This window comes from Myxococcus sp. AB025B, assembly GCF_006518215.1.
Classification (GTDB): domain Bacteria; phylum Myxococcota; class Myxococcia; order Myxococcales; family Myxococcaceae; genus Myxococcus; species Myxococcus fulvus.
This window is the reverse complement of the sequence record NZ_SRLW01000267.1, coordinates 1-13,616: the sequence shown is the minus strand read 5'-3', so window position 1 is coordinate 13,616 and position 13,616 is coordinate 1. Positions and strand designations below refer to the sequence as shown.

Below are 13,616 nucleotides of genomic sequence, written 5' to 3'. Positions count from 1 at the left end.
GCATACAGCACGTACGGCGAGCGCCCGGGCCGCGCCCTCGCGAACCAGGACTGGAGCAGCGGCCCCGTGGTGCTCAGCACGAAGAACGGCAGGCCGATGGTGACCGCCAGCATCGCCAGCAGTCGCGGCACGGCCAGGTCCGTGCCCACCGGGCGCCACTCGGGCCCCGGCGCCACCGGCGAGCCCACCCACAGCGCCCTCCCCCCCAACACGGCCACCGCCAACGCCAGCACGCCCAGGTGCACCTTCGCCTGCAGGCGCGGCGTCAGCCGGGAGGCCAGCCCGTGCGAGTACGCATAGCCGCCCAGGAGCGCCGCCTGGAAGAAGAGCATGCACGCCGTCCACACGCCGGGCGTCCCGCCGTACCAGGGCAGCGCATAGCGCCCCGCCAGGGGCTGCACCCCGAACAACAGGAAGGCGCTCGTGAAGATGGCGACGGAGTATCGAAGCATGGAGACCCTGGGAGACGGACGTCAGACAGCCGGCGCCGCGGCGGGAGGATGGCGCCGGGAGCGCAGCGCGCGCGCCCCAGCGGCGAAGAGGGACAGCGCCAACGCGAGCAACACCACCGCCACCACCCCGTTCACCCGCGACGCCGCCGAGCTCGACGGCGACAGCGCCTCGCGCACCAGGAGCACCAGGCTGGTGAGCGTGACGGCCCCCACGAACATCATGGGCACCAGCGCGTACACATAGGGCCGGCCCGTGCTCTTGAGCCACACGCAGACCCCGAGCAGCGACAGCGACGCGAGCAACTGGTTCGACGTGCCGAACAACGTCCAGAACGAGCGCCACGCTCCCGAGCCCGCCAGCAGCACGAAGGCCAGCGGCACTCCGCACGTCACCGCCGTGGCCACCATCGCCGCGCCCTTGCCCTTCTTCCCGGACAGCTCCTGGAGGATGTAGCGCCCCAGCCGCGTGGACACGTCCAGCGTGTCGAACACGAAGGTGGAGAAGGCCATGGCCCCGAAGGTCGTCGCGATGACGAGGTACTCCTTGCCCAGCACCGTGACGATGAAGCGCCCCAGCCCCGCGCCATACACCGCGCCCGGCGCCTTGCCCGTCAGCTCCGCCTTGGTGGCGACCATCACCGTCGCCAGCGCGATGACCGCCACGAAGCCCTCCAGCAACATCGCCCCGTAGCCCACCGGCTTGCAGTGCGGCTCCTTGTCGATCTGCTTCGACGTGGTGCCCGAGCACACCAGCCCGTGGAACCCCGAGCACGCGCCGCACGCGATGGTGACGAAGAGGAACGGGAACAGCGCGCCGCCGGGCCCCGGGACGTTGAAGCCCGAGAAGGCGGGCTGCTGGATGGACAGCTCTCCGCTCAGCCCGCCGTAGAAGATGCCCACCACGCCCACCGCCAGCGCGGCGTACAGCACGAAGCCGCCCAGGTAGCCGCGCGGCTGCAGCAGCACCCAGACGGGCGTGAGCGACGCGACGAAGCAGTACGCCAGGATGAGCGCGGACCAGCCTCGCGCATCCAGCACCAGCAGCGTGGACATGCGCGTGCCCAGGTACACCACGCCCAGCGTCGCCGGCACGAAGATGAGCGTCTGCAGCCACAGGGGCGGCTTGAGCCAGCGGTCCACCAGCCCCATCACCACCGCCAGCAGCAGGTACGCGATGGACGCGAACGCCACCGCGCCGCCCGGGTTGAAGCGGAAGGTGAGCCCCTCCAGCTCCGCGTCGCCGCTGACGAACGTGGCCGCCGTCGCGTCCGTGAAGGCGACGATGACGTAGACGAGCGCCACCCAGATGAAGGCCAGCATCGCCAGCCCCGCGGTGGGCCCCAGGTGGCTGCGCACCACCTCCGCGATGGAGACCGCCCCGTGGCGGATGCTCGCCACCAGCGTGGCGAAGTCATGCATCGCCCCGATGAACACCGAGCCCACCGCAATCCACAAGAGCGCCGGCAACCAACCAAACTGCTGAGCCGCCAGGATGGGCCCGGCGATGGGCCCGGCCGCGGCAATCGCGCTGAAGTGCTGGCCCAACAGGTAGAAGGGCCTGGTCGGGACGAAGTCCACGCCGTCGCTCTTGGCGTGCGCGGGCGTCACCGCTCCAGAATCCAGGCGGAACTGCCGGGCGATGAAGCCTCCGTAGAAGCGATAGCCCAGCGCCAGCACCACCAGGAACACTCCGGCAATCAGGGGGAGGCTCATGCCGCGAGGCTTTCCCGACCCGGACTTCCGGTCAACACCCTGGCTCCTGGAAGGCCGAGGACGACGGCAACGGCGTCACGGGTCGCCCGACGCCAGCTTGCCTTGGACCTGCTTCCTGAAGTTCCTCACCGTCTTCAGGAGCTCGGGGTTGGACTCCCCTTGGGCGGCGGCGACTTCTTCATCCAGGTCGTCCCGCTTCTGGCAGAGGAACCCCAGGTTGTCGCAGGACCGGAGGGCCTCGAGCTTCTTGAACTCGGCGTTCGCCGCCTTCCACTCGCGTGCCAGCTCGGTCTGCGGGCCTGCCCCCTTGATGATGCGCACGCGATTGGTGTTGGCGCGCTTCGGCACGGGGGCCTTCGGAGCCGGCTTCCCCAGGGGCGCCAGCAACGAGCCATCATCGTCCTCGACGCTCTTCGGCGCGGTGGCCGCCTCTCCCTCGGGAGGCGCGGACGGCGGGCTGTCCACCGCCGCGGGATTGTCAGCCGGGGCCTGCTCCGCCACCACGGCGCCCGGCCTGGGCTCCGCGGCGCCGTCCCCAGGGGCCTTCGGGGCCTTCGCGCCAGGAGCCACGGGGCTCGGAGCTGCCTCGGGTCCCTTGGCGACGAGGCCGAGCTGCCCGAGCTGGTTCATCACCATTCCCCGGACCTGGGGGTCCGACAGGAGGAACGCCGCTCCCGCCGTCAGCGCGCCCAAGCCGCCCAGCACCACCACCCACGTCAGCGCGGAGCTGCGCTTGCCGCGCTTGGGCACGGTGGTCTTGCGCGTGTCCTCCGACGGGCGACGGACGGGGACGTTGGGCCGCGAGGGCACCGACGTGCGCCGCGTCTCCTCGTGCGAGGCCATGGACACGCGCACGTCCGCGTCCTCTTCCTCCTCCTCGGGCACGGCGACGACCACGGGACGGCTGACCCCCGTGCGTCGCCCCGGCGCGGGCGCCATGCCCGGAGAGGACGGCCTCACGCGGCGCGAGCCCGTCTTCGGACGCGAGGCCCCCGAGCGCTCCTCATCGTCGCGCGCGACGCCCTCCGCGTCACGCAGGAGGCTCTCGTCCAGGACGACGCGAGGCTGGGTGTCCTCGTGGACGGCGGCGCGGGCCTGCATGTCCGCCAGCCGCGGCCCCCGAGGGTCCGTGTCCGCGTCCCGAGGCGCGCGCGGGTGCGTGTCCTCGTAGCGCTCCGCTCGCCCGGGCCGCGACGCCCGGGGATTGGTGTCCATCTCCTCCAGGCGCTCCGACGGCTCGCCGTGTCCCATCTGCTCGGGCGTGAGCACCGGCATCTCGGCGTCCGCGTCACCGCCCGAAGACTCGAGATAGGAGACCACCACGCCCGGCTCGCCCACCTTCGCGCCCGAGCGCGACGGCACACCGGGGTTCGACGTCAACGCGGCGCCCTGCACCGGCAACGCGCCCGAGCGCGACGGCACGCCGGGGTTCGACGTCAGCGCCGCGTCGGGCATCGACATCGCACCCGAGCGCGACGGCACGACGGGGTTCGACGTCAGGGAGCCACCGCGCGCGGACGCGGCGGCCGGTGGCATGGTCATCGCGCCCGAGCGCGACGGAGAACCTGGAGGCGGCGCGGCGGTGGCTGCCCCCGGTCCTGGCCGCGTCGTCACACCCGAAGCGGGCTGCTCGCCAGCGAAGGGCACCGAGGCCCCCGGTCCTGGCCGCGTCGTCACACCCGACGCGGGCTGCTCACCCGCGAAGGGCACCGAGGCCCCCGGTCCTGGCCGCGTCGTCACACCCGAAGCCGGCGCCTCGGCAGGCACGCTGACAGCGGGCATCACCATCACCCCGGAGCGCGCCGGAGACGCCGGTGCCGGCGCGCCAGGAGGCACGAGCGCCTGCCGCTGGGGCATCACCGCCGCGGGAGGCGGCGTGACGGGAGGCGGAGGAGGACGCGGGTTCCCACCGCCGAGCGTGGCGGGCCGGGACGCCGCGCCACGCGGGTCCTCACTGGAGGGACGCAGCGGCTCCGCGCGGGGGTCGGTGGCGTCGTAGGGGCTCCCCTGCCCGTCCGCGGGGCCGACGACCGCGCCCACGGGCAGCAGCTCCAGCTCCGTGGGCCGCGTGTCCGGACGCGAAGGCGGCGGTGGCGGCGCGGGCGGAATCGCCTCCGCGGGCATGGTCGTGAGCGGGACCTCGCGCGTCTGCGACGGCGGCCGAGGCGCGGGCGCGACAGCCGGCGGCGGCGCGGGCGGGCGGGCGACCACCTCGGGCGCCACCTCCACGGACAGGGAGGGCGACGTGTCCGGATTCAGCCGGGCCGCCCGCACCCGAGCCTCCTCCTCCAGCGCCTCCAGCGGGAAGGCGGGCCGGGTGGACTCGTCCATCGGGATGCCCGGACGCGTCTCCCCGTCATCCACGGGTCCACCCTCGCGACTGCGCCGCGTCGGATGGAAGGACAGCGCCTCCACCGGCCCATCCAGGCGGATGGTCTTCGCCGGCAACATCGCCCCCGCGGGCGGCGACGGACGCGGCGCGGCCCCCTCCTCCGAGGGCTCCGGAGCCGCGGCGCGCGCCTCAGCGTAGCCACCGCGCGGCACGTCCTTGAGGCTCGCGAGCAGCCGGCGCTCGGACTGGAAGTCCGCGGTGAACAGCTCGCGCATGAAGCGGCTGACACTCTCCGGCCCCGCGCTGGGGTCGATCTCCATCAGGCACGCCTGCAGCCGGCCGCGGAACTCCTCCGCCGTCTGGAAGCGCTGCGCCGGGTCCACCTCCAGCGCCTTGGCCACCAGCGCCGTCACCGAGCGCGGCGTGAGCGGCTCCACCTCGTCCAGCGGCGCCACCTTCGGGTTGGCCACCACGGACATCAGCTCGCCGGGGTGGATGCCGTCGAAGGGGTTCTTCCCGCAGATGAGCTCGTAGAGCGTCAGGCCCACCGCGTACAGGTCCGCGCGCCGGTCCACCGGCTGGTGCCGGGCCTGCTCCGGGGACATGTAGAGGAACTTGCCCAGGATGATGCTCGGATTCGTCTTCGCCGCCGACAGCCGGCTCTTGGCGAGCCCGAAGTCGATGACCTTCACCTCCCCCTCGTAGGAGATGAGGATGTTCTGCGGCGAGATGTCCCGGTGGACCAGCTTCAGGTCCTCCCCGTCGTCGTCCTTCTTGCGGTGCGCGTACGCCAGCGCGTCCAGCACCCGGCCCATGACGTAGAGGATGAACGTCAGCGGCAGCGGCACCTGCCTGTCCCCCACCCGGGCGGCCACCTTGCGCAGGTCCTTGCCGTCCACGTGCTCGAGGGCCATGTAGGCCTCGCCCTCGTGCAGCCCCATGTCCAGCACCTGGGCGATGGAGCCGTGGCTCAGGCGGACGAGCGTGCGCGCCTCACCCACGAAGCGCTCGACGAAGTCGCTGTCCTCGGCGAGCTGCGGGAGGATCTTCTTGATGACGCAGAGCTTCTCGAAGCCCTGCGCGCCCTCCAGCCTCGCGAGATAGATTTCACCCATGCCGCCCGTCGCCAGATGGGACAGGAGGGTGTACCGGCCAAAGGGCTGGGGCCGGAACGGGCGCAGCCGGGCGGAGGGGTTATGAGCGTTCATGGGGGCGGGGGTCCACCACTCGGGCGCCCATTGAACCCTGGCTTGCCCTGGTCCATCAACCCGTCAACCTGCCGCAGGGGGTTTCACCGCAGGCCGGGGTTGGTCAACACCCCGACGTCCTCGTCGAGGACCTCGAAGGCGGCCACCTTCTCCTTGGGGGGGCGCACCAGCCGCTCCCCCAGGGGCATCACGTCGAAGCGGGCCGCCACGGTCGCCAGCACCTTACCGGAAATCAACACCTGCCCGGGGTTGCCCGTCGCCGCCAGCCAGGTGGCCACGGACATGCCCTCGCCCACGGCGGTGTAGTCGGGGCGGACCTCGTTGCCGATCATCCCCACCAGGGCGCGCGTGGTGTGCAGGGCCATCCGGAGCGCGCAGCGCTCGTCCACGGGGCGGCGGCTCATCGCCCGCTCCCAGTCCGAGCGCAGGGCCAAGGCCGCCCGCACCGCCCGCACGGAGTCCTCGCCCTTCACGTACGGCACGCCGAACAGGGCCCGCATGGACTCACCGATGAAGGACTCCACGGTGGCCTCGAAGCTGAACACGATGCCGGTGGCGCGCGAGTGGAAGTCGCTCAGCAGGCTGGTCGCCTTGGCCCCGCCGATGCGCGAGGCCAGGGCGGGGAAGCCCACCAGCTCCACGTGCAGCACGGTGAGGGTGCGCTCCTCCAGGCCCGGCAGCTTGCCGCCCTGGCGCTGGGCCTCGGTGGCGCGGCGCTCGGCGACGTCGGGCGGGTGGAAGCGCTCCAGCGAGCGGCGCAGTCGCTCCTGGGTGGCGCCGCCGTCGCGCGGGGAGAACTTCTGCACGCCGGTGGCCACCAGGTGCGCCACCGCCGAGCACGCGTCCAGCATGGGCTCCAGCCCGTCCCCCTTGGCGGAGGTGTTGACGTAGAGCACGCCCTGGTACGGGGCCTCGGAGCCGATGGGGATGCACAGCACGCTGGCCACGCCGTAGAGGATGACGCTCTCGCGCGCGGCGAAGCGGCGGTCGTCGCGCACGTCGCCCACCGCGAGCGCGCGGCCCTGGCGCAGCGCCTCGTCGACGATGGCGTCGGACACCGGCACCTCGCCCTTGGCCAGCCGTCCCCGGTGGCGCACCGCCGCGGGGACGAGCGCCCCCGTGGGGTGCTTGAGCAGCACCACCGCCGTGGTGGCGTCGGTGCGCTCCAGCAGCCGGTCCATCGTCAGGTCCAGGAAGGTGGACAGCGTGGTGGCGGTGGAGAGCGCCTCCGCGGTGCGGAACATCAGCACCAGCGTCTCCTGCGCCACGCGGGGGCTGGCCGGGGGGACGAACGAGGCCTGCTGGTTGAAGTCCTCGAAGGGCACCGGTCCCACGTTGTCGAGCAGGCGCAGCACGTCCGCGTCCCGCACGCTCTTGGCGAGCAGCACCGACGGGCCCACGTCCTGTCCGTGGCCGAAGCGCACGACGCCGCCGGCGCCCAGGTCCACCATCTCCGTGGCGGCGTTCTCCACGGTGTTGGGCTGGCGCACCGCGAGCGTGTTCTCCCCCAGCGCCACGGAGTCGCCGGGGGACAGCTGCCGGGAGCCCTGCAGGGGCGCGCCGTTGACGCGGCTGCCGTTGCGGCTGCCCAGGTCCTCGATGCGCAGGATGTCCGCCTCCACGTAGAGGCGCGCGTGCCGGCGCGAGACCAGGTCTCCACCCAGCACGATGTCGTTCTCGTCGGCGCGGCCCAGGCTCGTCACGCCCTCGGGCAAGTCATAGGACGTGTCGAAGTAGCCGGGCCCGTTGATGATGATCTGCCACATCGAATCCCCGACATTACACGACTCTCTCTCAACGTAAGAGAGGGAGACCTGTGCCCCGGAGGGGGACGGGGCTGACCCGGACTCCCGGCGCGAAGGCCCGTCGCCGGGTCAGGACTGACAGTGCGCCGGGACGTCCCCTCGGGTGCGGGGCTCAGCGCGGCCGGTGGATGAAGACGGACGCGCCTTGCCGCACCGCGGTGAACGCCGCCAGCGGGCGCCGGGCCGGGCCCTGGAGGACGGCGCCGTCCAGGGCGAAGCGCGAGCCATGACAGGGGCACTCCACCACGCCCTCCCCGGGCCGCCAGTCCACGCCGCAGTCGCCGTGCGTGCAGATGCGCCACAGCGCCACGAAGCACCCGGGCGTCGTGTGGACGAGCAGCACGTCCAGCAGGGCCTCGGGCGCGTGCACCCGGGCGTGGCCTCCGGGGGAAGCAAGGCCCGGATGCGCTTCGAGCCGCACCTCCACCCAGCCGTCGGCGGCGGTGCCGGGCTGGGGGAGGTCGGAGCAGGAGGCACCCTCGGGCGGTGGGTCCAGGACGATGGCCTCCCGCCAGTCGCCGCCGCACCCCGCGCCCAGCGTGGCCAGGGCACAGCCGCCCCGGGCCAACGTGAGGAGCGCGGCGCGGCGGTCCAGGTCCGTCATGGCGCGGCGGTCAGCGACACGCCGTTGACCACGGCGACGGCGTCCAGGTCGAACCCCGCGGAGGTGCCCGCCGAGCCGTTGGTGCCCGCGTCGACGATGCGCACGTAGCGCGCCCGGGCGAGGCCCACGGTGGCCAGGTCGAACCCGTCACCGCCGGCCACGGCGGGGTCCGTGGCGCTGATGCCCGCGGCGGGGTTGGCCGTCACGGGACGCACGCCCGCGCAGCCCGGGTAGTTGTTCGTCGCGTCCGAGGGGGCGCAGGGGAACTCGTGCCACTGCACACCGTCGTCGCTCACCGAGACGCGGCCCCGCTCGGTGAAGGCGCGCGGGCCTCCGGCGATGAGGAAGCCGTTCTCGAAGACGAGCAGGTCCACGCCCGGCCCATCCACCACCGCGATGTCCGTGAAGCGCAGGGTGATGGAGCCGCCCTGCCCCAGCGAGAGGACATCCAGCGAGCCGCTGTCCAGCCCCGCGCCCACCGGCGCGCCCAGCACGATGGACGGGAAGCGGTCCTGTCCGAAGCCCGCGCCGGGGCCGGGCAGGTACTCGACCACCTCGTCGGCGTACGGGTCCGCGGGCCGCGAGGGGCTCGCGTCCGTGCCCGAGTCACCGGGCCCCGCGTCGTCGTCCGTGACGGGAGCCTCGTCCCCACCGCACGCGGACAGGCTCAGCGCCAGGGCAAGCACGGCGCCGCGACCGAACCACGAGGAGGCGCGCGCGCTCACGGCGCCACCTGGAGGCGCACCAGGCGCCGGCCGTTGCGGTCAGCCACGCCGACGAGCACGTCGGAGCCGAGCGCCTTGAGCATCCGCACCGTGGTGCACTGGTTGACGTAGGTGAGCACGGGCACGCGCGCGCCCACCGTCACGGCGTCATTCGCGCCGACGGACAGCGCGTAGCGGGACACGTCGGTGGCGACGAAGTCGTAGTCCGGGGGAGCGTAGGCGCCGCGGTTGAGCACCACGCCACCGCCGAAGGCCGCGACGTCGTTGAAGTCGCTGCCCACGTCGACCTTCGCCTGGGTGCCCAGGTCCAGCGGCGTGCCGCTGGTGATGGCGGTGGCGAGCGTCGTGGGCGCCACGCCGTGGAGGACGTTGACGAAGTTCTGGTCGAAGTAGCCCAGCGCGGCGACGCCCGTGTCCGTCACGGCGGTGAAGCCGCTGCCCACCACGTCACCCTGCGGGAAGTTGACCGCGCGCACCGTGCCCATGGGGTCCGTGGACGTCACGAGGCCATAGACAGCCAGGTCGGAGGCCGAGCCCAGACCACCGCCGTTGACGAGCACCGCGCTCAGCTCCCCGGACGTGAAGGCCGCCGCGGAGAAGTTCTTGGGCGCGACGACGAAGCTCGAGTTGGCCGGCGTGGCCAGGTCATACGCGGCGACGTTGCCCGGCGAGCCCGTGGCGCCCAGCGTGTAGCCGGTGAAGACGCGCAGGCCGTCGTTGATGACGTAGCCGTTCGGGTACACCGTGGCGCCGCCCTCGCGGTCCGCGGGGGTGATGATGTCGAAGAGCTTCGTGGTGCCCGGCAGGAGGTCGGGCCAGGTGCCCAGCGAGTACAGCGCGGCGTCCTTGCCCCGTCCCTGGATGCCGTAGAACGCATACGTGGGGCCCGGAGAGGCGCCGAGCGCGAGGATGTCCGGCGACAGCGCCACGGACTCGGCGGCGACGAAGCCCGGCTGGAGCACGAGCGTGCCCAGCTTCGGGTCCAGCGGCACCGTCGCGCAGTCGACCACCACGGGGCCGGCATCCGGCTCACCCGCGTCCGGCGCACCTGCATCCGGCTCACCCGCGTCGGGCGTGCCCGAGTCGGGAGTCCCCGAGTCGGGCTGACCCGCGTCGGGCTGGCCGGCATCCGGAGTCCCCGAGTCCGGCTGACCCGCGTCGGGCGTGCCCGAATCCGGCGTGCCCGCGTCGGGTGTCGGGGTGGTGGGGGCAGGCTCGGTCTCGCACCGCTCGTCGACGCAGACCCACTGCTGTCCCGCGGGGGCCTCGCCATTGTCGGCGCGGCAGTCGAACGGGTCGACACACTCCGGGTTGCAGCCGGTGCCGAGCAGGGCCACGGCGAAGGAGGCCACGGCCAGTGATGCGGACTTCATCCAAGGTTTCGCGCGCTTCGATTCAGCCGTCTTCATCTGCGTCCTCGTCCCTCTCCGCCCCCACGGGCGGGTGGGCTTCCAGGAGGACGCGGTCGAAGGCGGGCACCCGGGCACCCCACGGTGCGCGGTGAATGGGCTGACGCCTCCGCCGCCTCCCCTCGGAGGCCTCGGTGATGTCCGTGCCCAAGGGGCACGGGTCCACGGCAGGTTTTCGGACTCGCAGGCGCGGGAGCCCCGGAGGGCGCCCACCTAGTGGCCGTCGCTTCCCAGTCCCGTGAGGGACCAGTGCTTCCATGACGGCGGTCGTTCCTGCACACCGCTGCGGGGCAGTCCCGGATTCGCACCGGGTTCCCTAGAGCCGCCGTGGTTCGCACGACGGCACCGAGGACGCGGCCGGGATATGGCGGGTGACAGGCATTGTCAATGGAGCGCGGTGACGTCGATGGCGTTGGACACGGGGCGTCGAGGGTCCACCGGGCACGCCTCCAGCGCGGGGCCCTTCGCGGTGGGCGTGGAGGAGCCCCTGCGCTCGGTGAGGGTGCCATCACCGACCTCCACGACGAAGACGCGGCCCGCGTTGGTGTCCGCCAGGTACACCGCGCCCCGGGACACGGCGAAGCGGCTGGCCACCGACAGCATGCAACCCGGTGCGCCGGGCTGACAGCCGGGATTCAGCGCGTAGGAGGCCACGGGGACATCGTTCTTCACCAGCACCAGCCCCGTGGAGCGCACGGACGTGGCGAGGTAGCCGTTGGCCGTGTCGTAGATGGCCTCACCGATGCAGGCGACCACGAGCTGGTCACCAACGGCTTCCACGTAGCCCGCGTTGAGGCAGCGCTCCTTGCCCAGGTCGATGGCGCTGACGGCGCCGGTGGCGGGGTCGATGCGCGCGAGCATGCCGGGCCCGTTGGGGCGGTAGTCATTGGCGGGGTTGAGGTTGGTGAGCGCCACGTACACGTGGGTGCGCGTCGCCGTCACCGAGAACGGCAGGGGCATGGAGCCCGTGCCGTCGAAGGGCTTCAGGTCGAGGCCGGTGAGCGACAGCGTGTCCACCTTGCGCGGCTGCGTGGGGTCGGAGATGTCCACGCGCGCCACGGCGTTGCCGTGCTGGAAGTTGGAGCTGCCGGTGCCGAAGAGCGGGATGTAGAGCAGGTCGCCGAAGCGCGCGAGCGCCTGCGGGCTGGTGTTCGGGCCGAGGTTCAACTGCCCCACGGTGCGCAGGCCCAGGCCGTTGCCGTGGGACGGGCCGTCACGGCGGAGCACCTGGAGCGTGTTGTTGACCGAGTCGATGACGTACACGTGGGGCGGGTCCACGAGGATGTCATTGGGGGAGCCGGACACGACGCCCAGAGAGTCCTCCTCGACGAGCGCGCCCAGGTTGCCGCCGGGGGCCTGGAGCAGCTTGCCGTTGGTCATGTCCGCGCCGAGCACGAAGCCATCCCAGGACGCGAGCGCCTGGATGCCCGCGCCGAACTCACGGCGAGGTCCGAGCTGGTCCGTCCCGGCCTGGAGGCCCACGAGCTGCCCGTTGGTGAAGCACGCGGCCACGACGTCGTAGGTGCAACGTCCCGCGCGGCAGGACTGCGCGTCGGGGCACACATTGCCGCAGGCGCCGCAGTGGAGCGCATCCGACTGGCCGTCCACGCACGCGCCGGAGCAGCGCAGCAGCCCTTCGGAGCAGCCCTCGCGACAGGTGCCGGACTCGCAGACCTGTCCGGCGGCACAGGCCGAGCCACATGCGCCGCAGTGGGCGACGTCCGTCGCGGTGTCCACGCAGGCGCCGTTGCAGGACTCGGTGCCCGCGCGGCAACCACAGGCGCCGTCCTGACAGACCTCGCCCGAGGAGCATGTGGTGCCACAGGCGCCGCAGTGCGAGGTGTCGCCGCGCGTGTCCACGCAGGCGCCCTCACAGACGACGAGGCCGGAGGTGCAGACCACACCCTCGTCGGGACAGCCCGTGAGCACGAGCGCCGAGGCACAGAGCAGCGACAGGACGAGCCGCCTGGGCGCTATGAAGGAATGAGCAGGAAGCATCGAGTCCTCAGGAAGGGGATGGCAGGCGCGGCATCACCGCGAACGACCGGTGCAAGGGAGGGCGGACGCATGCGACGTGCGCTTCGCGAGAGCGCAAGCTCCGGCGGACAAACCAGGCGCGGAGAACGGACGCGTGCGGCGCGCGCTTCGCGAGAGCGCAAGCTCCAGCGGGCAAACCAGGCGCGGAGAACGGACGCGTGCGGTGCGCGCTTCGCGAGACCACTGTGCCGTAACGAGGCAATCGCGAGATGCGTGCGCGAGCGCATGCGACACGTGCCTCGCGAGCAAGCAGGCCCCGGCGCGAGTCGTCCGACCCCTCGGAGAGAGAGGAACGCACATACCTCGGCGACAACGCGACGCCACCTCGCATGTCCTGCGCACGCGCCCCGCGTCGGCGCGGATGCTCGGGTCTCACGGAGTGCGCGGTGCATTCGAGCCCTCGGGAGCAGACGAAACCGGCTCGAGCGACACCGCGAGCGTCGCGTACGCCGCGCGCCCGGGCAGTGGGAAGCCGGTGAAGTCCTGCACTCGCGCGTCGAGCAGGTTCTTCACCTCGACCGACAGCGTCACCTCGGGCCTGTGCAGGAAGGTGCTGGAGGCCCCCACGCTCCACAGCGTGCGAGATGGCAACGAGCGCGTGCCCGTGCGGTTGACGAACTGCGACGCCTGATACAGCACCTCGGTGCGAGCGTTGAGCCACTCCGGCCCCGCGCGCACGCGCCCCACCCACTTGTGTCGCGGGCGATTGGGCAGGTCCTGGTTGAAGTAGCGCGGGTCTCCGAAGCGGTTCTGCGTGCGCAGCCACGTATAGCCACCGCTCGCCGACAGCCACGAGAACAGCCGCGCCTCCGCCTCCAGCTCCGCACCCCACACCCGCGCGGCGTCGAAGTTGTACGGCCGCGCCATCATCGGTGGATACAGCTCGTACGCGATGAGGTCCTCGTACAGCGCCGCGAAGCCGCCCGCCGTCATGCTCCACCGCGGAGCCCCCGCCACCGTCGCCTGGGAGTCCCAGACCACCGCCGCGTCCGCGTAGAGCGCCCGCTCGGGCCTCAACCCCGGATTGGGCAACAACGTCCCCTGCCGGATGTACAGCTCCAGGAACGACGGCGCGCGATGCGACTGTCCCGCGTTCGCCCGAAGCCCCACGCCTCCGCCCAACGACAACCACGCGCCGACCTTCGGCGAGAACAGCCAGTAGGGCCCCACCCGCTCGAACCGCAGCGACGGCACGACGCTCAACACGTCAGCCACCAGCGCCCACTCGTCCATCACCATGACACTGCCGCGCCACCAGCTCGCGGACTGCGCGCCCCTCGCCTGGGTGACCTGCTCACCCGACGACGCCACCGTGGCCGTCAGCGCATGCC

Annotated in this window: 8 protein-coding genes, 1 pseudogene and 1 riboswitch; all 9 genes and pseudogenes read right to left on the bottom strand. The window is 72.5% G+C overall.

Features of this window, described 5'->3' with window-relative positions:
• Positions 1-452: pseudogene (locus tag FL311_RS32985) on the bottom strand (ferrichrome ABC transporter permease); the annotation flags it as partial.
• Positions 453-473: 21 nt separating this feature from the next.
• Positions 474-2,165: a carbon starvation protein A gene (locus FL311_RS32980; RefSeq protein WP_141331510.1), complete on the bottom strand. Its 1,692-nt coding sequence runs from the start codon at positions 2,163-2,165 to the stop codon at positions 474-476.
• 75 nt (positions 2,166-2,240) lie between these two features.
• The gene (locus tag FL311_RS32975; protein ID WP_141331508.1) at positions 2,241-5,705 is read right to left on the bottom strand and encodes a serine/threonine protein kinase; all 3,465 of its coding nucleotides are present in this window, start codon (positions 5,703-5,705) and stop codon (positions 2,241-2,243) included.
• Between the two features lie 83 nt (positions 5,706-5,788).
• On the bottom strand, positions 5,789-7,471 hold the full coding sequence (locus FL311_RS32970) for an FHA domain-containing protein (RefSeq protein WP_141331507.1): 1,683 nt from the start codon (positions 7,469-7,471) through the stop codon (positions 5,789-5,791).
• A 151-nt stretch (positions 7,472-7,622) separates the two neighbouring features.
• Complete coding sequence (locus FL311_RS32965) at positions 7,623-8,114, bottom strand: ubiquinol-cytochrome c reductase iron-sulfur subunit (protein ID WP_141331505.1); 492 nt, start codon at positions 8,112-8,114, stop codon at positions 7,623-7,625.
• Entirely contained in the window at positions 8,111-8,839 is a 729-nt protein-coding gene (locus FL311_RS32960) for a cell surface protein (protein WP_141331504.1), read from the bottom strand. The genes FL311_RS32965 and FL311_RS32960 overlap by 4 nt, the downstream gene beginning before the upstream one ends.
• Positions 8,836-10,212, bottom strand: a complete 1,377-nt coding sequence (locus FL311_RS32955) for a hypothetical protein (protein ID WP_228557242.1) — start codon at positions 10,210-10,212, stop codon at positions 8,836-8,838. Before FL311_RS32955 ends, FL311_RS32960 begins: the two co-directional genes overlap by 4 nt.
• 184 nt (positions 10,213-10,396) lie before the next feature.
• Positions 10,397-10,613, bottom strand: a riboswitch (cobalamin riboswitch).
• 19 nt (positions 10,614-10,632) lie between these two features.
• A complete protein-coding gene (locus FL311_RS32950; protein ID WP_141331501.1) occupies positions 10,633-12,246 on the bottom strand; it encodes an MXAN_6577-like cysteine-rich protein in 1,614 nt (537 codons plus the stop codon).
• A 411-nt stretch (positions 12,247-12,657) separates the two neighbouring features.
• Positions 12,658-13,616 (bottom strand): TonB-dependent siderophore receptor (locus tag FL311_RS32945; protein WP_141331499.1); only part of this gene is annotated, 959 nt, incomplete at its 5' end.

What these genes read in the sequence shown, in the direction of transcription:
- FL311_RS32980 (WP_141331510.1), bottom strand. Translation starts at nt 2,165, where the DNA reads ATGAGCCTCCCCCTGATTGCCGGAGTGTTCCTGGTGGTGCTGGCGCTG.
- FL311_RS32955 (WP_228557242.1), bottom strand. Translation starts at nt 10,212, where the DNA reads ATGAAGTCCGCATCACTGGCCGTGGCCTCCTTCGCCGTGGCCCTGCTC.
- FL311_RS32950 (WP_141331501.1), bottom strand. Translation starts at nt 12,246, where the DNA reads ATGCTTCCTGCTCATTCCTTCATAGCGCCCAGGCGGCTCGTCCTGTCG.
- FL311_RS32965 (WP_141331505.1), bottom strand. Translation starts at nt 8,114, where the DNA reads ATGACGGACCTGGACCGCCGCGCCGCGCTCCTCACGTTGGCCCGGGGC.
- FL311_RS32970 (WP_141331507.1), bottom strand. Translation starts at nt 7,471, where the DNA reads ATGTGGCAGATCATCATCAACGGGCCCGGCTACTTCGACACGTCCTAT.
- FL311_RS32975 (WP_141331508.1), bottom strand. Translation starts at nt 5,705, where the DNA reads ATGAACGCTCATAACCCCTCCGCCCGGCTGCGCCCGTTCCGGCCCCAG.